The following is a 24,877-nucleotide window of genomic DNA, read 5'->3' on the forward strand; positions in this document are numbered from 1 at the left end:
AAAGCATCAGGCTTTCGTGAAGCGGATGATGCCGTCCTCGCCCGTATGGCGCACCAGTTCGCCGCGATGCCACAGCGCATGCAGGTGCGCGAGCGATTCGCCAATCGCGAACGTCAACTGATGGATGTCGAACTGACGACGGAAGATCACGCTGACGATATCCACCGCATGGCAGGGCTTTTCCGCGCAGGCGTCGAGCGTTTCGGCCAGACGATCCACATGGTGCTCGTGCAACTGGCGGATGCGCGTGTGGATGTTGCGGAACGGGCGGCCGTGCGAAGGCAGCACCAGCACATCGGCAGGCAGATCGTCGTATTTGCCGAGCGAATCGAGATAGAGCTGTAGCGGATTGGCTTCCGGCTCCATGTCGAAGACGCTGACGTTGGTCGAGATGCGCGGCAGCACCATGTCGCCGGAAATCAGCACGTTGGTCGCAGCGTTGTAGAGCGCCACATGTTCCGGTGCATGGCCGTAGCCCGTGATCACGCGCCACGACGACGTGGCCGGATCGGCGCCCATTTCCACCGTGTCGCCATCCATCAGGCGACGGTATTGCGTGGGCACGTCGGGCACCATCGACGGGTAGTACGCCTTGCGCGCCCGCAGCTTTTCGAGATGGTCTTCATCGGTCAGGCCATGGCGCGCGAAGTGGCTGGCCGCGAAATCGCCGCCCGCATTCGAACCCACGCCCGAGCCGCCGGCCATCACGCGCGCGGTCATGTAGTCGCCCAGGCTCATCCACAAACGCACATCCCACTGGCCGCAGATCCAGTGCGCCAGCCCGACGTGATCGGGATGGCAGTGGGTCACCAGCACGCGCAGGACGGGTAGTCCTTCCAGCTCGTTGGCGAAGATCGTTTCCCAGTGGGTCTTGATGGTGTCGTTGGTGATACCACAGTCGATGATCGTCCAGCCGTCGCGGCCTTCGATGCGGTCACGGACCAGCCACAGGTTGATGTGGTCCAGCGCAAACGGCAGCGGCATGCGCAGCCAGTAGACGCCGGGCGCCACCTCCTGTCGCTTGCCCGGTTCAGGCATGGTTTCGCCAAACGGATACTGGAGCTGATGTTCGAGTGCGTTCATGGGATGTCTCACGGAAAAGCCGGCGCGCTCGGGGCTTTTGCCGGCGCGCTCTCGAATGTCGATTGTCAGGCGGGGAAGTTGACGCTAACGTTAACGTCAATCTGCGACCCACGTTCGTCATCTTAGACGAAAAACTTGATCGCGCAACGAATCCACGAACGATCGTTCACTTTCGCAGGACGCCATATGTCGGCTCAGCCATCTTCCGCCACCTACACGATCACGGACCTCGCGCGCGAGTTCGAAGTCACGCCACGCGCCATCCGTTTCTACGAGGATCAGGGCCTGCTGTCGCCCGACCGTGAAGGCCCCAGCGGACGCAAGCGCGTCTACAACAGCCGCGAGCGGACCCGCCTCAAGCTGACGCTGCGCGGCAAGCGGTTAGGGCTCACTCTCAACGAGATCCGCGAGATTCTGGATCTTTACGAATCTCCGCGCGATACGGCGCCGCAACTCGAACGATTTCTGCATCTGTTGTCACAGCATCGCGGCACGCTGGAACGCCAGATGGAAGACCTGCAGGCGCAGCTTGCCGAGATCGACCAGCACGAGCGGCAGTGTAAGGCGCTGCTGGCGGCACATCACGCGGCAGGCACCAGCCAGGCAGCGTGAGAGAAGAGTCCGAACCTGCGCATCGTACCTAATTGACGTTTACGTAAACGTCAATAAAATAGCGACACAGCCAAAGCCAGACAACGCAAGCAAAACGCCCAATCAGGAGACAACCATGACCGAACTTCCCGGCCTCAGATTCGATCTCGGCGAGGACATCGAGATGCTGCGCGAATCCGTGCGCAGTTGGGCGCAGGCCGAACTGGCACCGCGCGCTGGCGAGATCGACCGCACCGACCAGTTTCCGATGGATGCCTGGAAGAAGATGGGCGATCTCGGCGTGCTGGGCATCACGGTGGCCGAGGAATACGGCGGCGCCAACATGGGCTACCTCGCGCACATGATCGCGATGGAAGAGATCAGCCGGGCGTCGGCATCGGTTGGGTTGTCTTATGGCGCACATTCGAACCTGTGCGTGAATCAGATCCATCGCAACGGCACGGCTGCGCAGAAGGCGAAGTACCTGCCGAAGCTGGTATCCGGCGACTGGATCGGCGCGCTGGCGATGAGCGAGCCGAATGCGGGATCGGACGTGGTCAGCATGAAGCTGCGCGCGGATTTCAAGGGCGACCGCTACGTGCTGAACGGCACCAAGATGTGGATCACCAACGGTCCTGACTGCGACGTGCTCGTGGTCTACGCCAAGACCGAGCCGGACCTTGGCGCGCGCGGCATGACCGCCTTCATCGTCGAGAAGGGCATGAAGGGATTCTCGGTGGCGCAGAAGCTGGACAAGCTCGGCATGCGCGGCTCGCACACCGGCGAACTGGTGTTCCAGGACGTGGAAGTGCCCGTGGAAAACATCCTCGGCGCGGAAAACAGCGGTGCCAAGGTGCTGATGAGCGGGCTCGACTACGAGCGCGCCGTGCTGTCGGGCGGCCCGGTCGGCATCATGCAGGCGTGCATGGATGTAGTGACGCCGTACATCCACGACCGCAAGCAGTTCGGCCAGAGCATTGGCGAATTCCAGCTCATCCAGGGCAAGGTGGCCGATATGTACACCACGCTGCAGGCGGCACGCAGCTATCTGTACACGGTGGGCAAGAACCTGGATTCGCTGGGCACCGATCACGTGCGCCAGGTGCGCAAGGATTGCGCGGCCGTGATCCTGTACACCGCCGAGAAGGCCACGTGGATGGCGGGCGAATCGGTGCAGATCCTCGGCGGCAACGGCTACATCAACGAGTATCCGGTGGGCCGGCTGTGGCGCGATGCCAAGCTGTACGAGATCGGCGCGGGCACTTCGGAAATCCGCCGCATGCTGATCGGCCGCGAATTGTTCGCGGAAACGATGTAATCGGCGCGCGTTCGGTTCTCGCCAGCGGGGATACCCAATGGTAAGTGCCGAACGCCCTTACAATCTCGACTGCCTTTCGCGTTTTCTTTCTTGCTCGGAACCGCCCGTCCATGTCCCACTTCCCCAAGCTGCTTTCCTCGCAGATTGCCTACGATGTGGCGCGGACCATGCTGGACGGGTTCGACAAGCATTACCGGCTGTTCCGCGAAGTCAGCATCCAGGCGAAGACGCGCTTCGAGGCGGCTGACTGGCACGGGCTGCAGCAACTGCAGCGCGACCGTATCGCGTTCTACAACGAACGCGTGCGCGAATGCGAGGTGTTGCTGCAGGACGAATACGACGCCGAGCATATCGACGACACCATCTGGCAGCAGATCAAGCTGCACTACATCGGCCTGCTGACCAACCACCACCAGCCCGAACTGGCCGAGACGTTTTTCAACTCGGTCTGCACGCGCATCCTGCATCGTTCGTACTTCAACAACGATTTCATCTTTGTGCGCCCGGCCATCTCGACGGAATACATCGAGAACGAAGAGTCGCCGATGCGGCCCACATACCGCGCCTACTATCCGGGCAGCCGCGAGGGCATGGCGGCCTGCTTCGAACGGGTCGTGCATAACTTCCAGCTCGACCTGCCATTCGAGGATCTGCGGCGCGATGTGGGCTACGTGCTCAAGGCCATCGACGAACATGCCGGCGCGTTCACCGTGGCGCCGAATTTCCAGGTGCATACGCTGTCGTCGCTGTTCTTCCGCAACAAGTCGGCCTTCATCATTGGACGCATCGTCAACGGCGACCAGACCTGGCCGATGGTGATCCCGGTCATCCATGGCGCGTCCGGCAAGCTGGTGCTCGACGCGGTCCTGCTGCGGCCCGAGCAACTGCTGATCCTGTTCTCGTTCGCGCATGCTTACTTCATGGTCGATATGGAAATTCCATCGGCCTACGTCACGTTCCTGCGCGACCTGTTGCCGCGCAAGGCACGCGCCGAGATCTATTCGAGCCTGGGTTTGCAGAAGCAGGGCAAGAATCTGTTCTATCGCGATTTCCTGCATCACCTGCAGCACTCGTCGGATCGCTTCGTCAGCGCGCCGGGCATCAAGGGACTGGTGATGCTGGTGTTCACGCTGCCCTCGTTCCCGTACGTGTTCAAGGTGATCCGCGATACGTTCCCCGCGCCCAAGGAAACCACGCGCGAAGGGGTGAAGTCGAAGTACCAGCTCGTGAAGCAGCACGACCGCGTGGGCCGCATGGCCGATACGCTTGAATATTCGAACGTGGCATTTCCGCTGTCGCGCTTCGATGACGCGCTGTTGCGCGAACTGGAACAGCATGCACCGTCGATGCTCGAATATCAGCGTGCGAAGGATGGCACCGACGAGATCGTGGTACGGCACGTCTATATCGAGCGTCGCATGACGCCGCTGAACATCTGGCTCAAGGACGGCAGCGACGAACAGGTGGATCACGGCATCCGTGAGTATGGCGATGCCATCAAGGAACTGATCGCCGCGAACATCTTCCCCGGCGACATGCTCTACAAGAATTTCGGCGTCACACGCCATGGCCGCGTGGTGTTCTACGACTATGACGAAATCGAGTACCTGACCGACTGCAATTTTCGCCGCGTGCCCGAGCCGCGCAACGAAGAGGAGGAAATGTCAGGCGACGTGTGGTACACCGTAGGTCCGCACGATGTCTTTCCGGAGACCTACCGCACGTTCCTGCTTGGCGATCCGCGCGTGCGCGCCGCGTTCCTGCGGCATCATCCCGATTTCTTTGACGCTGCCATGTGGCAGCACTACAAAGACCGGCTTCTGGCCGGTCATGTCCATGACTTTTTTGCCTATTCACAGCATGACCGTTTTCATCACCGCTACGGCGGCGCAACAATCGACGACGCAAGGAGGGCAGCATGAGTGAAGCCATCGCCCAGCTGTTCCGCAACAATCGCGAATGGGTAGACCGCGTCAACGCGGAAGACCCCGAATTCTTCACGCGCCTGGCCAACCAGCAGGCGCCCGAGTACCTGTGGATCGGCTGCTCCGATTCGCGCGTGCCCGCCAACCAGATCCTGGGCCTGGCCCCCGGCGAAGTCTTCGTCCATCGCAACATCGCCAACGTGATCGCGCACAGCGACCTGAATGCGCTGTCGGTGATCCAGTTTGCTGTGCAAGTGCTCAAGGTGCGCCACATCACCGTGGTGGGTCACTATGGCTGCGGTGGCGTCAAGGTGGCGCTCAAGCGCGAGCGCGTGGGCCTGGCCGACAACTGGTTGCGCCATGTGCGCGATGTGGCCGACAAGCATTCCGCCTATCTCGGCACCGTGCTGCGTGAAGACGATGCGCATACGCGCCTGTGCGAGCTGAACGTGATCGAACAGGTCAACAACGTTTGCCAGACCACCGTGCTGCAGGATGCATGGGCCAGCGGTCAGGAAGTGACCGTACACGGCTGGATCTATGGCGTGTCCGACGGCCTGCTGCGCGATCTGGGCATGGCCGCCAGCAACAACGACGAATTGCAGACGCAGACCGCTGCCGCTCTCCAGCAATACGGCGAACCGCCGCAGGCATCGATCCGCTGAACCCGAAATCAGACCCCCCCGCTTCACGAGGAGACAGACATGCAAGATCACGTAGTCATCGTTTCTGCGGCACGCACCCCGATGGGCGCGTTTCAGAGTGAACTCAGTAGCCTGACGGCGCCGCAGCTTGGCGCGGCGGCGATTCGTGCAGCAGTGGAGCGGGCCGGTCTTCAGCCGGATCAGGTGCAGGAAGTCGTGTTCGGCTGCGTGCTGCCAGCAGGACAGGGTCAGGCGCCGGCACGACAGGCCGCGCTTGGTGCGGGGCTGCCGCTCGGTGTGGCGTGTACCACGGTCAACAAGATGTGCGGGTCGGGCATGCGCGCGGCGATGAGCGTGTATGACGGGCTGCTGGCTGGCTCGTTCGATATCGCCGTGGCGGGCGGCATGGAAAGCATGACCAATGCGCCGTACCTGATCCCGAAGGGGCGCGGCGGCTATCGCATCGGCCACGGCATGATCTACGACCACATGATGCTGGACGGTCTGGAAGATGCATACGAGAAGGGTCGCGCGATGGGCACCTTCGGCGAGGAATGCGCGGCCAAGTATCAGTTCACGCGCGAGCAGCAGGATGCGTTCGCGATGGAGTCGGTGCGACGTGCGCAGCGTGCCACGGAGCAGGGCGACTTCCGCTGGGAGATCGTGCCGATGACGATCTCGGGCAAGGGTGGCGATACCGTGATCGACACCGATGAAGGTCCGCGCCGCATCAAGGTCGACAAGATCCCGTCGCTGAAAGCCGCGTTTGCGAAGGACGGCACGATCACTGCGGCATCGTCGTCGTCGATCAATGACGGTGCCGCCGCGCTGGTGATGATGCGCGAATCCACCGCAACATCGCTGGGCCTGCAGCCGCTGGCGCGCATGCTCGGCCATACCTCGCACGCGCAGGCACCGGGCTGGTTCACGACCGCGCCCGTCGATGCCATCGCCAAGCTGTATCGCAAGCTCGACTGGACCAGCGACAGCGTGGACCTGTTCGAAATCAACGAGGCATTCGCCGTGGTGCCGATGGCTGCGATGCACGATCTCAAGATTCCGCACGACAAGGTCAACATCCACGGCGGCGCGTGTGCGCTGGGTCATCCGATCGGTGCATCGGGCGCGCGCATCATGACCACGCTGATCGGCGCGCTGCGCAAGACCGGCGGCAAGCGCGGCGTGGCCAGCCTCTGCATTGGCGGCGGCGAAGCCACGGCGGTCGGCATCGAAATCATCTGACCGTTCTTCATCGATAACCAATAACAAAAAAGGAATCTCTCCCATGCCCACCGCTCTCGTTCTCGGTGCCTCGCGCGGCCTCGGCCTTGAGTTTGTCCGTCAGTACCGCGCCGATGGCTGGCGCGTCATCGCCGTCGCGCGCAGCGATGAAGGTATCGAAGCGATCAAGGCGCTTGGCGCCGAGGCGCACAAGCTGGACCTGACCGATGCCGCAGCGGTAGCGGGCCTGGGCTGGAAGCTCGATGGCGAGACGATCGACGTGGCGATCTATAACGCCGGCGTGATCGGGCCGCGTACCGAGGGCGCGCAGCCGATTCCGAAACAGGATTTCGATGCGGTGATGCACAGCAATGTGCTGGGGCCGATGATGGCATTGCCGTTGCTGCTGCCGTTCGTCGAGACCGGCAATCACGGGCGCGGCGGCGTGCTGGCCGTGCTGTCATCGAAGATGGGCAGCATCGGCGGGATGGAGAGCAACCGCGCGTGGATGTACCGCATCAGCAAGGCAGCGGTCAACGCGGTGCTCAAGTCCGTATCGCTAGACGCGCGCCATGCCATCTGCGTGGCCTTGCATCCGGGCTGGGTGCAGACCGACATGGGTGGGCCGCAGGCCGACCTCACGCCGCAGCAGAGCGTGGCCGGCATTCGTCGCACGCTGGCTGGCCTGACGCAGACCGATAACGGCAGTTTCCACAACTACGACGGCACGCCGATTCCCTGGTAAGGGTGCGCCCGTGCCGCGCCAATCGAGACAACGTTCATGCTGCTGACCCCCGAACAGGAAATGATCCGCGACGCCGTGCGCCAGTTTGCGCAGGACGTGATCGCGCCGCAGGCCGCGCAGTGGGACCGCGACAAGACGTTCCCCAAGGACGTGCATCGCGAACTCGCGCGGCTCGGTGCCTATGGCGTGGCCGTACCCGAGGAACTGGGCGGCGCGGGGCTCGACTATCTGTCGCTGGCGCTGATCCTGGAAGAGATCGCAGCGGGTGATGGCGGCACATCGACGGTCATCAGCGTCAACAACTGCCCGGTGTGCAGCATGCTGATGGCGTTTGCCAACGATGCACAGAAGCAGAAGTGGCTCGTGCCGCTGGCGCGCGGCGAGATGCTTGGCGCGTTCTGCCTGACCGAGCCGCACGTGGGTTCCGATGCATCGGCGCTGCGCACCACGGCCACGCGCGATGGCGATCACTACGTGCTCAACGGCGTGAAGCAGTTCATCACCAGCGGCAAGCATGCCGATGTGGCGATCGTCATGGCGGTGACCGACAAGGCTGCAGGCAAGCGCGGCATCAGCGCCTTCCTGGTGCCGACTTCGACGCCGGGCTATATCGTCGCGCGCCTGGAGGACAAGCTCGGCCAGCATTCCTCGGATACCGCGCAGATCGTATTCGAGGATTGCCGCGTGCCGGCGGATTGCCTGCTGGGCGAGGAAGGCGCAGGCTACAAGATGGCGCTGTCCGGTCTGGAAGGCGGACGCATCGGCATTGCTTCGCAAAGCATCGGCATGGCGCGCGCCGCGTTCGACGCCGCGCTGGCGTATGCGAAGGAACGCGAGAGCTTCGGCCAGCCGCTGTTCCAGCATCAGGCCGTGCAGTTCCGGCTGTCGGACATGGCGACGCAGATCGAGGTGGCGCGCCAGATGGTGTGGCACGCGGCATCATTGAAGGATGCCGGCCGGCCCTGCCTGAAGGAAGCCGCGATGGCAAAACTGTTCGCCAGCGAGATGGCCGAGCGCGTGTGCTCGGATGCCATCCAGGTGTTCGGCGGGTATGGTTATGTGAACGATTTCCCGGTGGAGCGGATCTATCGTGATGTGCGCGTGTGCCAGATCTACGAAGGCACCAGCGATATCCAGAAGATTTTGATCGCCCGCGCGCTTGGATAGCTCGTAGAAGTTTGGATAAGCTGCAACGTTGAGACGTACCTGAAACGTAGTTGAAACGCCCCTGAAACGCATCCTCACCGGAGCCACCTTGCGATGACCAGCCCCATCGATTTCTATTTCGATTTCTCCTCGCCCTACGGCTATTTCGCGAGCACACGCATCGACGAGATCGCGCAGAAGTACGGGCGTGGCGTGTTGTGGCATCCCATCTTGCTGGGCGTGGTGTTCAAGACCACGGGGTCGTCGCCACTGCCGTCGATTCCGCTCAAGGGCGAGTACTGCTGGCGCGATTTCGAGCGCACCGCGGCGTTTCACGACATCGAATACAAGCGCCCCACGCATTTCCCGCTGCCGACGCAGCACGCCGCGCGTGCCGTGCTGTGGCTGCAGAACCATCGCGGTGGCGACGTGGCTACGGCTTTCGCCAAGGCCGTGTACCGCGCGCTGTTTGTCGATGACATCAATATCGCCGAGCCTGCGGAACTGGCAAAACTGGCCGAGGCGCTCGGCATCGATGCCGTGGCCATGAACGAAGGCGCCACGAGCTACCAGATCAAGGACCAGCTCAAGTCGGAGATCGACGTAGCGATGGCCAAGGGCGTGTTCGGCTCGCCTTTCGTCATCATCGACGGCGAACCGTTCTGGGGCTTTGACCGCTTCCAGCAGGTGGAAGCCCATTTGAAAGGCCAACGGCCTACCGAACTCCGCGCCGTTGGCGGCAATGACATGACGAAGGAAAAGAAACCCGCATGACCGTAGCAAACCAGTCCGCCCGTTTTGATTGTGTGATCTTCGACTGCGACGGCGTGCTCGTCGACAGCGAGCCCATCGTCCATCGCCTGCTGAATCGCGTGCTCAACGAACTGGGCATCGAGATCTCGCTCGAAGACTCGAAGCGATGGTTCCTTGGGCGCGCCGTCAAGGACGAACTCGGCAACATCGAGGCCCGTCTCGGCCGCCCGTTGCCCGAGAACTTTCTGTCGGACTGGTTCGTGCGCCGCAACGCCACGCTCCAGGCAGAACTCGAGGCGGTGCCGTATATCCGGCAGGCCATCGAGGCGATCAAGGCAAGCGGGCTGCCGGTTTGCGTGGCGTCGGGCGCGGACCGCATCAAGGTGAAGCTGCAACTGAACCATACGGGACTGATCGACCTGTTCGTCGATGACGAGCGCGAACACATCTTTTCGTCGACCGAGGTGGAACACACCAAGCCCGCGCCGGATGTGTACTTGTTGGCGGCGCGCACGATGGGCGCGGACCCGGCACGTTGCGCGGTGATCGAGGACAGCCCCACGGGCACTACGGCGGGTGTCGCGGCCGGTATGACCGTGTTCGGTTACGCGGCGCTGAACTCGGCCGATGAACTGCGCGCGGCGGGTGCGAAGACGATCTTTACGGATATGCGCGATCTGCCGGAGCTGATCGGATGACGAAAAAGCGCGCCGCCGATGCAGCAGCCGCAGCGTGCCCCTGCGGCAATGGGCCTTACGCCAGTTGCTGCGGACGGTTTCATCGTGGCGAGGCCGTGCCAGCCACCGCCGAGGCGCTGATGCGCTCGCGCTACAGCGCCTATGTGCTGGGCGATGCAGGATGGCTGCGGCAGACCTGGCATGGTTCGACATGCCCCGAGGACCTGTCGTTCGACAACGGCACGCGCTGGCTTGGACTCACCGTGAAATCGCACGTGCAGCAGGACGACACGCACGCCACGGTGGCGTTTGTGGCGCGCTACAAGGTGGGCGGGCGCGCGCATCGCATGGAGGAACTGAGCCGCTTCGTCTTCGAGCCGCGCGAGCCGAATACTCCGGCGCGCTGGCTCTATATCGACGGCGAGCTGAAAGAGCAGGATTGAAGCAAGGCAGTACAGGTAGTACCCGGCAAAAGCAGGCAACGTAAAAAGCATCCACAGGAAGAGACATGCCCACGCTGGAAACCAAACTGAACGCACGCGCAGAATCGTTCAAGGCGAATGCCGAATCGATGCAGGCGCTGGTGGCGGACCTGCGCCAGAAGATCGCCAAGCTGGCCGAAGGCGGCGGCGAGGACGCGCGCAACAAGCACCTCGGGCGCGGCAAGCTGCTGCCGCGTGACCGCGTGCAGCAACTGCTCGATCCGGGCACGCCGTTCCTCGAACTGTCGCAACTGGCCGCGTACGACATGTACGACAATGCCGCGCCCGGCGCGGGCATCATCACCGGTATTGGTCGCGTGGCCGGGCAGGAGTGCGTGATCGTCTGCAACGACGCCACGGTGAAGGGTGGCACGTATTACCCGATGACGGTCAAGAAACATATCCGCGCGCAGGAGATCGCCGAGCAGAACAACCTGCCGTGCATCTACCTCGTGGATTCGGGCGGTGCGAACCTGCCCAATCAGGACGATGTGTTTCCCGATCGCGATCACTTTGGCCGCATCTTCTTCAACCAGGCGAACCTGTCCGCGCAGGGCATTCCGCAGATCGCCGTGGTGATGGGTTCGTGCACGGCGGGCGGTGCGTATGTACCCGCGATGAGCGACGAGTCGATCATCGTCAAGAACCAGGGCACGATCTTTTTGGGCGGTCCGCCGCTGGTGAAGGCGGCTACAGGTGAAGAAGTCAGCGCGGAAGATCTCGGCGGCGCGAACGTGCATACGCGGCTGTCAGGCGTGGCCGACTACTTTGCGCAGAACGATCATCACGCGCTCTCGCTCGCGCGCAATATCGTGCAGCACCTGAACCGTCGCAAGCCCGACCAGATCCGATTGCACGAACCGCAGGAGCCGCTGTATCCGGTGGAGGAACTGTATGGTGTGATTCCTACCGATACGCGCAAGCCGTATGACGTGCGCGAAGTCATCGCGCGCATCGTCGATGGCTCCGAGTTCGACGAGTTCAAGGCGCGCTACGGCACCACGCTGGTCTGCGGCTTCGCGCGGATCTGGGGCTACCCGGTGGGCATCATTGCCAACAACGGCATCCTGTTCTCGGAGTCGGCCCTCAAGGGAGCGCACTTCATCGAACTGTGCTGCCAGCGCAAGATTCCGCTGGTGTTCCTGCAGAACATCACGGGCTTCATGGTGGGCCGCAAGTACGAGAACGAAGGCATCGCGCGCAATGGCGCGAAGATGGTCACGGCAGTGGCCACGGCGCAGGTGCCGAAGTTCACGGTCATCATCGGCGGCTCGTTCGGCGCGGGCAATTACGGCATGTGTGGCCGCGCGTATTCGCCGCGTTTCCTGTGGATGTGGCCGAACGCGCGGATTTCGGTGATGGGTGGCGAGCAGGCCGCGAGTGTGCTCGCGACGGTGCGCCGCGATGGTATCGAGGCCAAGGGCGGCAAGTGGAGCGCCGACGAAGAGGAAGCGTTCAAGTCCCCGATCCGCGAGCAGTATGAACACCAGGGCCATCCGTATTTTGCGAGCGCGCGGCTCTGGGACGATGGCGTCATCGATCCCGCGCAGACGCGCACTGTACTCGGCCTTGGTTTGTCCGCCAGCCTCAATGCGCCGATCGGCGAGATGAAGTTCGGCGTCTTCCGCATGTAGTGCGTTTTCTCCTGAAGGTTGGTTGTTGTCATGTCCCGAGCTGTTTCCTCCGTCCGCGCTTTCACGCTCCTGCTGGCCGCTGCGGCGGGCATGGCGTGGTGCGGTGTGAGCATCGCGCAATCCACGTTGCCGCCGCATGTGGTGGAGCAGGTGGTGATGGTGCCGAAGACGGGGCAGGAGAAGACGATCAACCTGGAGACGACGATCTTCCGCCCGGCCGGGATGGGACCGTTCCCGCTGGTGGTGATCAATCACGGCAAGTCGCCGGGCAAGCCCGCGTTTCAAGGCCGCGCGCGCTTCGAGGCGCAGACCGCCGAGTTCCTGCGGCGCGGTTACGCGGTAGCGTTGCCGATGCGCCAGGGCTTCTCGAAATCGGGCGGCGTCTATGTGGGCGGCGGGTGCGACTTCCATGCCAATGGCATAAAGCAGGCCGAGGATGTGGTGGCGGCGCTCGACTACCTCGTGCAGCGCCCCTACGTGGACCCGCTGCGCATTGTCGTGGTCGGCCAATCGTATGGCGGGTTGTCGACCATGGCGCTGTCGGCCATCGGCTATCCGGGTGTGCTCGGCGTGGTGAATTTTGCGGGCGGCCTGCGCAACGACAAGTGCCCGGGCTGGGAGAACGGCCTGATCGATGCCTTTGGTGACTATGGCCGCACGGCGCGCTATCCCTCGCTCTGGATCTATGGCGACAACGACAGCTTCTGGCCGTGGCCGCTACCGGAGCGCATGTTCAACAACTACAAGTCCTACGCGACGGGCCGCGCGGCAGATGCGCGCTTTATCGATGTCGGCGAGTTTGAAACCGATTCGCACAAGCTGTTCAGCAGCCGCAAGGGGCTGGCGCTGTGGCTGCCCGAGGTAGGCGCGTTCTTCCGCCAACTGGGACTGCCGTTCGACGACCTGCCCGAGCGCGAGAGTTCCGCCACGACGGGCACGGTCGAGCAGGCTTCATAACGATTCCGAACACGGAGAGAGACATGCAATTCACGACGCTGACGGTCACGGCCGAACGCCACCTCGCCACGGTCACGCTGAACCGTCCCGATGTGCGCAACGCGTTCAATGAAACGGTCATCGCCGAACTGACCGGCGCCTTCCGCGCGCTGGGCGATACGCCCGAGGTGCGCGCCATCGTGCTGACCGGCAATGGTCCAGCCTTCTGCGCGGGCGCCGACCTGAACTGGATGAAGAAGATGGCCGGTTACTCGGACGACGAGAACCGCGCCGACGCACTCACGCTGGCGCAGATGCTGCATACGATCTGGTCGTGCCCCAAGCCTGTTATTGCACGCGTGCAGGGCGACACCTATGCCGGTGGCATGGGTCTGGTGGCCGCCTGCGATATTGCAGTGGCGGCGGAGTCGGCGCACTTCTGTCTGTCGGAAGCGAAGCTGGGCCTGCTGCCGGCGACGATCAGCCCGTACGTGATTCGCGCAATGGGGGAGCAGGCGTCGCGCCGCTACTTCATCACGGCCGAACGTTTCGATGCGGCGGAAGCGCTGCGGCTGGGCTTTGTTCACGCGGTGGCGTCGCCGCAGGCACTCGACGAGAAAGTGGCAGAGATCGCCGCCACGCTGATCGGCAACAGCCCGAACGCCGTGCGCGAAAGCAAGCGGCTGGTGCAGGAAGTGTCGGGGCGGGAGATCGATGGGGATTTGCTGGCGGATACGGCAAACCGGATTGCATCGATCCGGTCGTCGGAGGAAGGACGGGAAGGGGTGCGGTCGTTTCTGGAGAAACGGGCGGCGAGCTGGAAGGTTTGAGTGTGTATTGATCTCCCCTCGGTTTTTTGCTCCCCTCTCCCGCAAGGCGGGAGAGGGGTTGGGGGAGAGGGCAAGAGGCTCTGCTTGCTGACATATCGCATTTAGAACCGCTGGCCCTCTCCCCCGCCCCTCTCCCACTTCGCGGGAGAGGGGAGCAAACCAGCAGCGAGCAAGGGACAGCACAACAAATAAATGCCGAAAGTTAGCGTCCAAACGCCACACCCAAGTGACATGCAAACCACGAACGCCACCAACTTCGCGCTTCCTCTCCTAAACCACTGATAAACGACGCGCCGCGCGATATTTGCCAACCCCCAATGCCCCTCCCTACCATGAGCCTTTCCCAGACCGCGACTGCCCGGCACCTACCGTCGGTGGCGTGGCTCATGGTTATTCCAAGGAGGGTCCATTGACACATCCTGTCCCCCAGACACAGACGCTTGCCGCACGCAGTCAGCGTGCCGTGTGGCATCCGTGTACGCGCCTGCGGCCCGATGCGGCCAGCAATGAGCCGCCGCTGGCTATCGCCAGTGGTGACGGCCCGTGGCTGGTCGATACCGACGGCCATCGTTATTTCGACGCCATCAGTTCCTGGTGGGTCAATCTGTTCGGCCATGCCAATCCGCGCATCAACGCGGCGCTGACCGCACAACTGCAAACGCTCGAACATGTGATGCTGGCCGGCTGCACGCATGCACCGGCGGTGGAACTGGCCGAGCGGCTGTCCGCACTTACCGGCCACGCGCTCGGCAATGCATTCTATGCCTCGGACGGCGCATCGGCAGTCGAGATCGCGCTGAAGATGAGCTTCCACTACTGGCGCAACACCGGCCTCGCCACCAAGCGAGAGTTCGTGTGCCTGCGCCATGGCTATCACGGCGAGACGGTCGGCGCACTGGCCGTCACCGACGTGGAAATCTTCCGCGATGCCTACGATCCGCTGACGCGACGCGCCCATGTGGTGATGTCGCCCGATGCGCATCAGGCCGCGGGCGACGAAACCGCCGCCGATGTGGCCGCACGCGCGCTGGCCGAACTGGAAACCCTGCTGCGCGAGCGCGCGGGCCAGATCGCCGCGTTGATCGTCGAGCCGCTGGTGCAGGGCGCGGCGGGCATGGCGATGTACGACCCGTCGTATCTGGATGGCGCACGTGCACTGTGCGACCGCTATCGCATCCACCTGATCGCCGATGAAATCGCGGTAGGCTGCGGCCGCACCGGCACCTTCTTCGCGTGGGAGCAGACGCGCGATGGCGAGCCCGTGCCCGCGCATGCATGGCCCGATTTCCTGTGCCTGTCGAAAGGCATCACCGGTGGCTATCTGCCGCTGTCGCTCGTGCTGTCGCGCCCGGAAATCCAGCGTGCGTTTGTGGCCGATGACATCGCACGCAGCTTCCTGCATTCGCACTCGTACACGGGCAATCCGCTGGCGTGCCGCGCCGCGCTCGCAACGCTCGATCTGTTCGAGCAGGACAATGTGCTCGCACACAACCGCGACCGCGCACAGTGGCTGGCCGATGCGATGGCCGGTATTGCCGCCGATGCGCGCGTCAGCAACGTACGCCAGCGTGGACTGATCTGGGCGGCGGATGTCGATGCCGATGCAGCCGGTGCGGACTTTGCCGCGCGCTTCCACATCGCCGCACGTGCACATGGCGTGCTGGCGCGTCCGATCGGCAACACGCTGTACGTGATGCCGCCGTACGTCTTCGACGCCGCGCTGGCGAACTGGCTCGGCGAACAACTGCTGGCGACGCTGCAATCCGTGCTTGGTCCGCAAGAACAGGAGACTCGCCATGCTGCTTGATCTCCTGCAACAGGCCGCCGCCGAGCGCGAGGCGCAGGCGCTGACGCGCCGCCGCCGCATCGCGCACACCGCCTGCGCGCCGCATCAGTCGGTGGGTGCCATCGATGCCGAACCGCAGCCGCTGCTGACGTTCTGCAGCAACGATTACCTCGGCCTCGCGAATCATCCTTCCATCGCGCATGCACTGGCCGAAGGCGCGCATCGCTATGGCGCGGGCAGTGGCGCCTCGCATCTGGTCAGCGGTCATTCGCTGGCCCATGCGCAGCTCGAACACGAACTCGCGCGTTGGCTGTCGCCGCATATCCCGCAGGCGCAGGCGCTGTACTTCTGCACGGGCTACATGGCGAACCTGTCCGTGCTGACGTCGCTCGGTACAGCAGGCGCCACGCTGTTCTGCGAGACGCTGAACCATGCCTCGCTGATCGATGGCGCGCGGCTGGCGAAGGCCGACGTGCAACGCTATCCGCATGGGGACACCGCCGCGCTCGATGCATTGCTGCGGAACAGCGCGAGCAAGCTCAAGCTGATCGTCACCGACAGCGTGTTCAGCATGGATGGTGATATCGCACCGCTCACCGAACTGCTGGCGCTGGCCGAACAGCATGACGCGTGGATCATCGTCGACGATGCGCACGGTTTTGGCGTGCTCGGCGCGCATGGCCGGGGCGTGTTCGAACATCTGAACCTGCGCTCGGAGCGGCTGATCTACATCGGCACGCTCGGCAAGGCCGCTGGCGTGGCCGGTGCGTTCGTGGCCGCGCACGCGACGATCATCGAGCATCTGGTGAACACGGCGCGTCCGTACATCTACACCACGGCTGCGCCGCCTGCCGTGGCGCACGCGTTGCTGACCAGCCTCGACATCATCGCGGGCGAGGAAGGCGAGTGCCGTCGCGCGCATCTGGCCGATCTGATCGCGCAATTGCGCAACGGTCTGGGTGAACTGGCCGCGCAAGCGGGATGGACACTGGGCGAAAGCGAGACTGCCATCCAGCCGTTGATCGTCGGTGACAACGCCGCCGCGCTGGCGCTGTCCGCCGCGCTGGAAGCGGAAGGGCTCCGGGTCGGTGCGATTCGTCCGCCGACGGTGCCGGCAGGAACGGCGCGGCTACGCATCACGTTGTCGGCCTCGCATACGGAACAGGATGTGGCGCGCCTGGTCGATGCGATCGCACGCCTGGTGCCGGCGCATGCCACATCCGCGCCACACAGGGAGGCCGCATGAGCCGAATCATTGAGAACCGGCCCGAGCGCTTTGCCTGCTTTGTGACCGGCACCGATACCGGCGTGGGCAAGACACACGCTACGGCCACGTTGCTGCATGCGCTGCATGGCGTGGGCTATAGCACCGTCGGCATGAAGCCTATCGCGGCAGGTGGCGAGTGGCTCGACGATGTGTGGCAGAACGACGATGTGGACCAGTTGCGCGCAGCGGGTTCGGTCATCGTGCCGCAGGACGAGATGTGCCCGTTCTTCTTCCGCACGCCGGCATCGCCGCATCTGGCTGCCGCGCTCGAAGGGGAGCGCATCACGCGCGGTCCGATCCGCCTGGCATTCGATGGCTTGCGTCGGCAGGCCGAGGCAGTGGTAGTGGAAGGGGTGGGCGGCTTTATCGTGCCGCTCGATGTGGGCGCGGCGCGCTGGAACACGGCCGATCTGGCCGTGATGCTGGACCTGCCCGTCATCATGGTGGTGGGCGTGCGCCTGGGCTGCCTGAGCCACGCGATGCTGACCGCCGAGGCGATCCGTTCGCGCGGCCTGCGGCTGGCGGGATGGATCGCCAACCGCATCGATCCGGACATGCTGCTACCCACCGAGAACATCGTCACGCTGCAGGATGCGCTGGACGCGCCGCTGCTTGGCGAACTGCCCTGGCAGGTGGCCCCGGCCGTCGCCGCGCAGCATCTCGATCTCAGGCCATTGCTGGACGGCCCGCAAGCCGCCGCATTCGCCACCACATCCGCGCAGCGTCAGATCTGACGCGCCCCACGAACAGAATACGAAATACCGATCATGACTCAAATCGCTCAAGAACAAACCGTCGCTTCCATCTCCGCCGATGCCCTGCGCCAGTCGGCACGCAACATCGCTGCCGCTGCGTCGAAGGACACCGATGCGTGGCGCGTGGACGATGTGGCCGCGCTGTTTGCGCTGCCGTTCAACGACCTGTTGTTCCGCGCGCAGCAAGTGCATCGCGAGAACTTCGACGCCAACACCGTGCAACTGTCCACGCTGCTGTCGATCAAGACCGGCGGCTGCGAAGAGGATTGCGGCTACTGCCCGCAGAGCGCGCACCACGATACCGATGTGAAGGCCGAGAAGCTGATGGAACTGGACGCCGTGCTCGACGCCGCGCGCGCCGCCAAGGCTAACGGTGCCACGCGCTTCTGCATGGGTGCCGCATGGCGCAGCCCGAAGGAGCGTCACCTGGAGCCCGTGATCGACATGGTGCGCGAGGTGAAGGCCATGGGCCTGGAGACCTGCGTCACGCTGGGCATGCTGAAGGCCGAACAGGCACAGCGCCTGAAGGATGCGGGCCTCGACTACTACAACCACAACCTCGATACCTCGCCGGAGTTCTACGGCAAGATCATCACCACGCGCACGTATCAGGATCGTCTCGACACGATCGGCCATGTGCGTGAAGCAGGCATCAACGTGTGCTGCGGTGGCATCGTGGGCATGGGCGAATCGCGCGCGGCGCGGGCGGGCCTGATCGCGCAACTGGCGAACATGGACCCGTATCCGGAGTCGGTGCCCATCAACAACCTGGTGCAGGTCGAGGGCACGCCGCTGGCGGGCACCGAAGCGCTGGACCCGTTCGAGTTCGTACGCACGATTGCGGTGGCACGCATCACGATGCCGCGCGCAATGGTGCGCCTGTCCGCTGGCCGCGAGGCCATGGACGAAGCATTGCAGGCGCTGTGCTTCATGGCCGGCGCCAATTCCATTTTCTACGGCGAAAGGCTGCTGACGACCGGCAACCCGCAGGCAGATCGCGACCGCGCACTGCTGGCACGCCTGGACATCCGCGCGGAAGGCTACGCGGGATAACAGGAGAGGGTTTGCCGATCTGAGGACGCTGGCTCGCCGACCGGAGACAACAAGGGAGGAGCCATGTTCAACAAGATCCTGATCGCCAACCGTGGCGAGATTGCCTGCCGGGTAGCGGCCACGTGCCGTCGCCTTGGCATTCGCACGGTGGCCGTGTATTCGGACGCAGACGCCGACGCACGGCATGTCGCGTTTTGCGACGAGGCCGTGCATATCGGCGGCCCGGCCGCGCGCGACAGCTATCTGCGCGCGGACCACATCATCGAGATGGCGAAGGAGACCGGCGCCCAGGCCATCCACCCGGGCTACGGCTTTCTTTCGGAGAACGAGGATTTCGCACGCGCCTGCGCGGAAGCGGGTCTCGTCTTCATCGGCCCGCCTGCCGAAGCCATCCACGCGATGGGCAGCAAGAGCGCGGCCAAGCAGTTGATGGAAAAAGCTGCAGTGCCGCTGGTGCCTGGCTATCACGGCGAGGATCAGGAGGCGGCGCTGCTGCGACGCGAGGCCGACGGCATCGGCTATCCGGTGCTGCTCAAGGCCAGCGCCGGTGGCGGTGGCAAGGGCATGCGCGTAGTGGATGCGGGCGAGGGCTTCGAGGCTGCGCTGGCATCGGTCAAGCGCGAGGCGCTGGCCAGCTTCGGCGACGACAAGGTGCTCGTCGAAAAATACCTGACGCGTCCGCGCCATATCGAGATCCAGGTCTTTGCCGATACGCTCGGCAACTGCGTCTACCTGTTCGAGCGCGACTGCTCGGTGCAGCGTCGCCATCAAAAAGTTTTGGAAGAAGCGCCCGCGCCGGGCATGACGGAAGAGCGTCGCCGCGCCATGGGCGATGCGGCCGTGGCTGCTGCGCGCGCCGTGGGTTACGTGGGCGCGGGCACGGTCGAGTTCATCGCCAATCAGGACGGTTCGTTCTACTTCATGGAGATGAATACGCGCCTGCAGGTGGAGCATCCGGTGACCGAGATGATTACCGGGCAGGACCTCGTCGAATGGCAACTGCGCGTGGCATGCGGCGAAGCGTTGCCGCTGACGCAGGAACAATTGCGCATCGACGGCCATGCGCTCGAAGCGCGCATCTACGCCGAGAATCCGGAGAAGGGTTTCCTGCCATCCACCGGCACGCTGCGCTTCATGCGTACGCCGCCAGCGGTGCAGTTCATGCGCGGCGGCGATGCGCATGGCCCGGCGGGCGTGCGTATCGATGCCGGTGTGCGCGAGGGCGACACCATCAGCCCGTTCTATGATCCGATGATCGCCAAGCTGATCGTCTGGGGCCGCGATCGCGATGAAGCACTGCATCGCATGAGCCAGGCGCTGGCGCACTATCACGTGGTGGGGTTGTCGACGAACGTGGCGTTCCTGCAGCGACTGATCAAGTCCGACGCCTTCCGCACGGCCGATCTCGATACGGGTCTCATCGAACGCAATCAGGCCACGCTGTTCCCGCCGCAAAAATCGGCAGGCATCGAATCGATTGCGCTGGCTGTGGCCGCGTTGTTGGAGCGCGAGTCGAAAGAGCGGCGCATCGACGAGGCCGATCGGCATTCGCCGTGGACGCACGCCGGCAACTGGCGCCTCAATGGCCGCGATACGCGCACGCTGTATTTCGAAGCCGCGGGACACAAGCTGGAGGTCGTGCTCAAGGGCGATGTGCGCGATACGCGCAAGAGCACGCTGATTTACGCGGATCAAGCCGCACCGTTCGCGTACACGTTCAAGGCCGACGACATCCGTGTTGACCTCGGCACGCGCCGCACGCACGGACAGGTGCATCGCGAAGGCGATACGTTCCATGTGTTCCATGACGGCCGCCATACTGTACTCGGCTGGCTCGATCCGCTGCTGCATGCCGGCGAGGCAGAAGGCGAGGGCGGCAAGCTGACCGCGCCGATGCCCGGCAAGGTCATCGCCGTGATGGTGCAGCCCGGCAGCAAGGTGACGCGCGGCACCCCGCTGCTGGTGATGGAAGCCATGAAGATGGAACACACCATCGCGGCGCCGACGGACGGGGTGGTGAGCGAGGTGCTGTACGGCGTGGGCGAGCAGGTTGCGGAAGGCGCGCAGTTGCTGGCGTTTGCGGTTGAGGAAGCGGCTGGCGCGTAATTTCTCTTCCGCTCTAGTTTTGTTCCCCTCTCCCGCATGCGGGAGAGGGGTTAGGGGAGAGGGCCAGCGGTGCAAATTTCGACAGGTCGGCAAGCAGATCCTCCAGCCCTCACCCCCACCCCTCTCCCACTGACATGGGAGAGGGGAGCGCATAACTACGGACGGTAGTACTACGCGTCGTGCGCTAACCGCCCACCGCCCGCCAACAACCAGAAGACAAGCGCATAATCGCCGGATAGCCCCACACAACAATGGAGTCGAGATGAAGTTGCAGTTGTACGTGCCTGATGGACGCTACGCGCCGTGGATCGAAGGATTTGCCGAGGTGTTGCCGGAAGCGCAATGCCTGACCTGGGAGGAGAGCCAGGGGCAGTCCGTGGACTACGCCGTGGTGTGGCGTCCGCCGCTGGAAATGCTGCGCGGCAGAACGGACCTCAAGGGCGTGTTCAACCTGGGCGCGGGCGTCGATGGCATTCTGCGCCTGCGCGATACGCATCCCGATGCGCTGCCTGCAGGCGTGCCCATCGTGCGTCTCGACGATGCCGGCATGGCTGCACAGATGAGCGAGTACGTGACCGCTGCCGTGCTGCGCTACTTCCGCAAGCTCGATGCCTATGATGCACAGCACAAGGCTGGCAACTGGAAATTCCTGAAGCCGCATCGTCGTGCCGATTTCACGATTGGCGTGATGGGCATCGGCACGCTTGGCTCGCACATCGCGCGTACGCTCGCCAGCTTCGGCTTCCCCGTGCGCGGCTGGAGCCGTTCGGAAAAAACTGTGGAAGGCGTGCAGTCGTTCCATGGCGATGACGGACAGAAGACGTTTCTCGATGGCCTCAAGGCGCTCGTCAACGTACTGCCGCTGACGCCCGAGACCGAGGACATCATCGGCACGGATCTGCTGTACAAGCTGGCCCGGGGCGCCTACGTGATCAACGTGGCGCGTGGTCCGCATGTGGTGGAGGAAGACCTGCTGGCCGCGGTACAGGATGGCCAGATCGCGGGCGCCACGCTGGACGTGTTCCGCACCGAACCGCTGCCGGCGGAGCATCCGTTCTGGCAGGAACCGCGCATCACGATCACGCCACATATCTCCGCGCTGACGCTGCGCGAAGACAGCATCGCGCAGATTGCGGACAAGATCCGGCTGCTGTCCGAAGGCAAGCCAATCGCTGGTGTCGTGGACCTGCAGCGCGGCTACTGAAAGCCCTGATCGAAGGCGCGGCCACCATGCCGCGCACGAGGAGATAACGATGACTATCCCCCAATACGTGAAGATCGTCGAAGTGGGGCCGCGCGATGGCCTGCAGAACGAGAAGGCGATGGTGCCCGCCGACGTCAAGGTCGCGCTGATCAATCAATTGACCGATGCCGGCTTCGTCAACATCGAAGCCGCATCGTTCGTCTCGCCGAAGTGGGTGCCGCAGATGGCCGATGGCGCCGAGGTCATGGCACGCATCGCGCGACGGCCCGGCACACTGTATTCGGTGCTCACGCCAAACATGAAGGGCTTCGAAGGCGCGGTGGCTGCCGGGGCCGATGAGGTGGTGATCTTCGGCGCGGCCAGCGAAGCGTTTTCGCAGAAGAACATCAACTGCTCGATTGCCGAATCGATCGCGCGCTTCGAGCCCGTGGCTGCGGCGGCGAAGGAAGCGGGCATGCGGCTGCGCGGCAGTATCTCCTGTTCGCTCGGCTGCCCGTATCAGGGCGACGTGCCGGTCAGTGCCGTGGTCGATGTGGTGCGCCGCATGCGCGAACTCGGTTGCGACGAGATCGATATCGCCGACACCATCGGTGTAGGCACGCCGACCAAGGTGCAGGAGGTGATGCGCGCGGTGTCGGCGGAATTCGCCATGGATCGTCTGTCGGGCCATTTCCACGATACGTACGGGCAGGCACTGTCGAACATCCTGGCAAGTCTGGAAGTTGGCATCGCCATCTTCCACGCATCGGTGGCGGGTCTTGGCGGATGTCCGTACGCGAAGGGTGCGACGGGCAATGTGGCCACCGAAGACGTGCTGTACATGCTGCACGGCATGGGCCTGCACACCGGCATCGATCTCGAAGCCGTGGTGCGCACCGGCGACTTTATTTCGCAGTCCATTGGCCGCCCCAACAGCTCGCGCGTGGGCAAGGCGCTGCTGACCAAGTGGGCGGCTGCTGCGCCTGCTACCTGCGTTTGAACGATAGACAAGACATGAGCCAGACATCCCCCGCACCCTCCCCCGCGCTGCCCGAATCCGCGCAGCGCGTGGCCGATCTGCTCGCCGGCATCGGCCATGACCGTCCCGTCGTGATGCTGCCGGCCACCGGCAAGACCTCTGCCGAAGCCGCGGCCGGACTCGGCTGCAGCGTGGCCGAGATTGCGAAGTCGATCATCTTCCGTCGCGTGAAGGACGATGTGCCGGTGCTGGTGATCGCCAGCGGCAGCAATCGCGTGGATGAAGCCAAGGTGGCTGCGCGCGTAGGTCCGCTCGGCAAGGCCGATGCGAAGTTCGTGCGCGAGAAGACGGGCTATGCCATTGGCGGTGTCTGCCCGATCGGCCATGCGGTGGCGCCCGTGATGCTGCTCGACGCGGACCTGTTCCAGTACCAGAGCGTTTGGGCTGCGGCGGGACATCCGCACGCGGTGTTCAATCTCACGCCCCAGCAGTTGCAAGCCATGACCGGCGCGCCGGTGGTGGACGTGGCACAGGCGCCGCAATGACACCCGCACGACGCAGGTTGCTGTCGGAACTGGTGCGCGGCGCGGCGGCGGCGCATATCGTCTCGCCCGTGCCATCGCCATGCCGCAGCATCTGCAAGATGGATCGCACGAGCGGCTATTGCGAAGGCTGCCTGCGTACCATCGAGGAAATTGCGGGCTGGTCCAAAGCCGATGACGTGGAGCGCCGCCGCATCTGGGCGCTGCTGCCGTCGCGCGTGACGCAGTTGTGCGAGGAAGGCAGCGAAGCATGATTGCGCTGCCCGACACCTTGCGCGTGTTCGAGCGCGGCTGGCTGTCGGCGAACAACGTGCTGTTCATCGACGATGCCACGCAGGACACGACCCTCGTCGATACGGGGTACGTGACACACGCCGCGCAGACCGTGGCGTTGGTGGAAAACGCGCTCGATGGACGACCACTGCGCCGTGTCATCAACACCCATCTCCATTCCGATCATTGCGGCGGCAACGCGGCGCTGCAGGCGCGCTGGCAACCGGTGACGTCGATCCCGGCTGCGGAAGCGCCAGCGGTATCGATATGGGACGACGATGCATTGAGCTTTGTCGCTACGGGGCAGCAGTGCACGCGCTTCACGTTCGATGATGTGCTGCGCGACGGGGACACATTGTGTCTCGGTGGCATCGACTGGCAGGTTATCGCCGCACCGGGGCACGATCCCCACGCCGTGATGCTGTTCGCGCCGCAATCGCGCATCCTGATCTCCGGCGATGCGTTGTGGGAAAACGGCTTCGGCGTGATCTTCCCGGAGTTGGACGGCGAGAGCGGCTTTGCCGAACAGGCAGCGATCCTCGACTGCATTGATACGCTCGACGCCCGCATCGTGATCCCCGGCCATGGTCGGGTATTCGATGATGTGGCGCAGGCGGTGACTCGTGCGCGCAGCCGGCTGGAGTATCTGCGCAGCGATCCACTGCGCAACGCGACGCATGCGATACGGGTGCTCGTGAAATTCAAGCTGCTCGAAGCACAGACGATTTCGCGAGAAGACCTGTTTGCGTGGTTTGCCGGGACGCCGCTGATGCAGCGGGTGCGGGCGCGTTATGTGGCGGCGCAGTCGATGGAAGCGGTCTTCGATCAGGCGATGAAGGCGCTGGCGAAGGTGGGGGCGTTGGTGCGGGATGGTGAGATGGTGAGCAATCGGGATTGATTGCCGCCTCTCTTGCCCCATGCTTTTCTCCCCTCTCCCGCAAGCGGGAG

The 24,877-nt window shown here is 63.9% G+C and carries 24 protein-coding genes; 23 read left to right on the forward strand and 1 reads right to left on the reverse strand.

Annotated elements, in window-relative coordinates:
* Positions 1 to 6: 6 nt before the first annotated feature.
* Entirely contained in the window at positions 7 to 1,083 is a 1,077-nt protein-coding gene (locus GA566_RS00630; RefSeq protein WP_160471178.1) for an MBL fold metallo-hydrolase, read from the reverse strand.
* 186 nt (positions 1,084 to 1,269) lie between these two features.
* Here GA566_RS00630 and GA566_RS00635 point away from each other — a divergent pair, with 186 nt between their 5' ends.
* From GA566_RS00635 to GA566_RS00745, 23 genes are all read left to right on the forward strand, one after another.
* Positions 1,270 to 1,695, forward strand: coding sequence for a MerR family DNA-binding transcriptional regulator (locus GA566_RS00635; RefSeq protein ID WP_137923603.1), 426 nt, complete (start codon positions 1,270 to 1,272; stop codon positions 1,693 to 1,695).
* Positions 1,696 to 1,810: 115 nt separating this feature from the next.
* On the forward strand, positions 1,811 to 2,992 hold the full coding sequence (locus GA566_RS00640; RefSeq protein WP_137923602.1) for an isovaleryl-CoA dehydrogenase: 1,182 nt from the start codon (positions 1,811 to 1,813) through the stop codon (positions 2,990 to 2,992).
* 110 nt (positions 2,993 to 3,102) lie between these two features.
* Positions 3,103 to 4,914, forward strand: a complete 1,812-nt coding sequence (gene aceK / locus GA566_RS00645; RefSeq protein WP_160471179.1) for a bifunctional isocitrate dehydrogenase kinase/phosphatase — start codon at positions 3,103 to 3,105, stop codon at positions 4,912 to 4,914.
* Positions 4,911 to 5,582, forward strand: coding sequence for a carbonate dehydratase (gene can, locus GA566_RS00650; RefSeq protein ID WP_137923600.1), 672 nt, complete (start codon positions 4,911 to 4,913; stop codon positions 5,580 to 5,582). Before aceK ends, can begins: the two co-directional genes overlap by 4 nt.
* A gap of 39 nt (positions 5,583 to 5,621) precedes the next feature.
* On the forward strand, positions 5,622 to 6,803 hold the full coding sequence (locus GA566_RS00655; protein WP_137923599.1) for an acetyl-CoA C-acetyltransferase: 1,182 nt from the start codon (positions 5,622 to 5,624) through the stop codon (positions 6,801 to 6,803).
* Between the two features lie 43 nt (positions 6,804 to 6,846).
* A complete protein-coding gene (locus GA566_RS00660; RefSeq protein ID WP_160471182.1) occupies positions 6,847 to 7,527 on the forward strand; it encodes an SDR family oxidoreductase in 681 nt (226 codons plus the stop codon).
* A 36-nt stretch (positions 7,528 to 7,563) separates the two neighbouring features.
* Positions 7,564 to 8,694: an acyl-CoA dehydrogenase family protein gene (locus tag GA566_RS00665; protein ID WP_160471183.1), complete on the forward strand. Its 1,131-nt coding sequence runs from the start codon at positions 7,564 to 7,566 to the stop codon at positions 8,692 to 8,694.
* 93 nt (positions 8,695 to 8,787) lie between these two features.
* Entirely contained in the window at positions 8,788 to 9,447 is a 660-nt protein-coding gene (locus GA566_RS00670) for a 2-hydroxychromene-2-carboxylate isomerase (protein ID WP_160471185.1), read from the forward strand.
* Complete coding sequence (locus GA566_RS00675; protein ID WP_160471187.1) at positions 9,444 to 10,124, forward strand: HAD family phosphatase; 681 nt, start codon at positions 9,444 to 9,446, stop codon at positions 10,122 to 10,124. Before GA566_RS00670 ends, GA566_RS00675 begins: the two co-directional genes overlap by 4 nt.
* Positions 10,121 to 10,546 carry a YchJ family metal-binding protein gene (locus GA566_RS00680; RefSeq protein WP_160471189.1) on the forward strand — a complete coding sequence of 142 codons (426 nt, stop codon included), beginning with the start codon at positions 10,121 to 10,123 and terminating at the stop codon, positions 10,544 to 10,546. The genes GA566_RS00675 and GA566_RS00680 overlap by 4 nt, the downstream gene beginning before the upstream one ends.
* A gap of 65 nt (positions 10,547 to 10,611) precedes the next feature.
* On the forward strand, positions 10,612 to 12,219 hold the full coding sequence (locus tag GA566_RS00685) for a carboxyl transferase domain-containing protein (protein WP_160471191.1): 1,608 nt from the start codon (positions 10,612 to 10,614) through the stop codon (positions 12,217 to 12,219).
* 30 nt (positions 12,220 to 12,249) lie between these two features.
* Positions 12,250 to 13,176: a prolyl oligopeptidase family serine peptidase gene (locus GA566_RS00690; protein WP_160471192.1), complete on the forward strand. Its 927-nt coding sequence runs from the start codon at positions 12,250 to 12,252 to the stop codon at positions 13,174 to 13,176.
* 23 nt (positions 13,177 to 13,199) lie between these two features.
* The gene (locus tag GA566_RS00695) at positions 13,200 to 13,985 is read left to right on the forward strand and encodes an enoyl-CoA hydratase/isomerase family protein (RefSeq protein WP_137923591.1); all 786 of its coding nucleotides are present in this window, start codon (positions 13,200 to 13,202) and stop codon (positions 13,983 to 13,985) included.
* Positions 13,986 to 14,394: 409 nt separating this feature from the next.
* Complete coding sequence (gene bioA / locus GA566_RS00700; protein ID WP_160471194.1) at positions 14,395 to 15,792, forward strand: adenosylmethionine--8-amino-7-oxononanoate transaminase; 1,398 nt, start codon at positions 14,395 to 14,397, stop codon at positions 15,790 to 15,792.
* A complete protein-coding gene (bioF, locus tag GA566_RS00705; RefSeq protein WP_137923589.1) occupies positions 15,782 to 17,017 on the forward strand; it encodes an 8-amino-7-oxononanoate synthase in 1,236 nt (411 codons plus the stop codon). Before bioA ends, bioF begins: the two co-directional genes overlap by 11 nt.
* A complete protein-coding gene (bioD, locus tag GA566_RS00710; protein ID WP_160471195.1) occupies positions 17,014 to 17,772 on the forward strand; it encodes a dethiobiotin synthase in 759 nt (252 codons plus the stop codon). Before bioF ends, bioD begins: the two co-directional genes overlap by 4 nt.
* Before the next feature lie 33 nt (positions 17,773 to 17,805).
* The gene (bioB, locus tag GA566_RS00715) at positions 17,806 to 18,846 is read left to right on the forward strand and encodes a biotin synthase BioB (RefSeq protein ID WP_160471197.1); all 1,041 of its coding nucleotides are present in this window, start codon (positions 17,806 to 17,808) and stop codon (positions 18,844 to 18,846) included.
* Positions 18,847 to 18,909: 63 nt separating this feature from the next.
* Positions 18,910 to 20,952 carry an acetyl/propionyl/methylcrotonyl-CoA carboxylase subunit alpha gene (locus GA566_RS00720; RefSeq protein ID WP_160471199.1) on the forward strand — a complete coding sequence of 681 codons (2,043 nt, stop codon included), beginning with the start codon at positions 18,910 to 18,912 and terminating at the stop codon, positions 20,950 to 20,952.
* A 262-nt stretch (positions 20,953 to 21,214) separates the two neighbouring features.
* Positions 21,215 to 22,156, forward strand: a complete 942-nt coding sequence (locus GA566_RS00725) for a glyoxylate/hydroxypyruvate reductase A (protein ID WP_160471201.1) — start codon at positions 21,215 to 21,217, stop codon at positions 22,154 to 22,156.
* 49 nt (positions 22,157 to 22,205) lie between these two features.
* Complete coding sequence (locus tag GA566_RS00730) at positions 22,206 to 23,135, forward strand: hydroxymethylglutaryl-CoA lyase (RefSeq protein WP_160471203.1); 930 nt, start codon at positions 22,206 to 22,208, stop codon at positions 23,133 to 23,135.
* A gap of 14 nt (positions 23,136 to 23,149) precedes the next feature.
* Positions 23,150 to 23,659 carry a YbaK/EbsC family protein gene (locus GA566_RS00735; RefSeq protein WP_137923583.1) on the forward strand — a complete coding sequence of 170 codons (510 nt, stop codon included), beginning with the start codon at positions 23,150 to 23,152 and terminating at the stop codon, positions 23,657 to 23,659.
* Positions 23,656 to 23,910: a DUF1289 domain-containing protein gene (locus GA566_RS00740; RefSeq protein ID WP_160471205.1), complete on the forward strand. Its 255-nt coding sequence runs from the start codon at positions 23,656 to 23,658 to the stop codon at positions 23,908 to 23,910. The genes GA566_RS00735 and GA566_RS00740 overlap by 4 nt, the downstream gene beginning before the upstream one ends.
* On the forward strand, positions 23,907 to 24,827 hold the full coding sequence (locus GA566_RS00745; protein WP_160471207.1) for an MBL fold metallo-hydrolase: 921 nt from the start codon (positions 23,907 to 23,909) through the stop codon (positions 24,825 to 24,827). The genes GA566_RS00740 and GA566_RS00745 overlap by 4 nt, the downstream gene beginning before the upstream one ends.
* Positions 24,828 to 24,877: the final 50 nt, after the last annotated feature.

This window comes from Cupriavidus sp. SW-Y-13, from assembly GCF_009793345.1.
Classification (GTDB): Bacteria; Pseudomonadota; Gammaproteobacteria; order Burkholderiales; family Burkholderiaceae; genus Cupriavidus.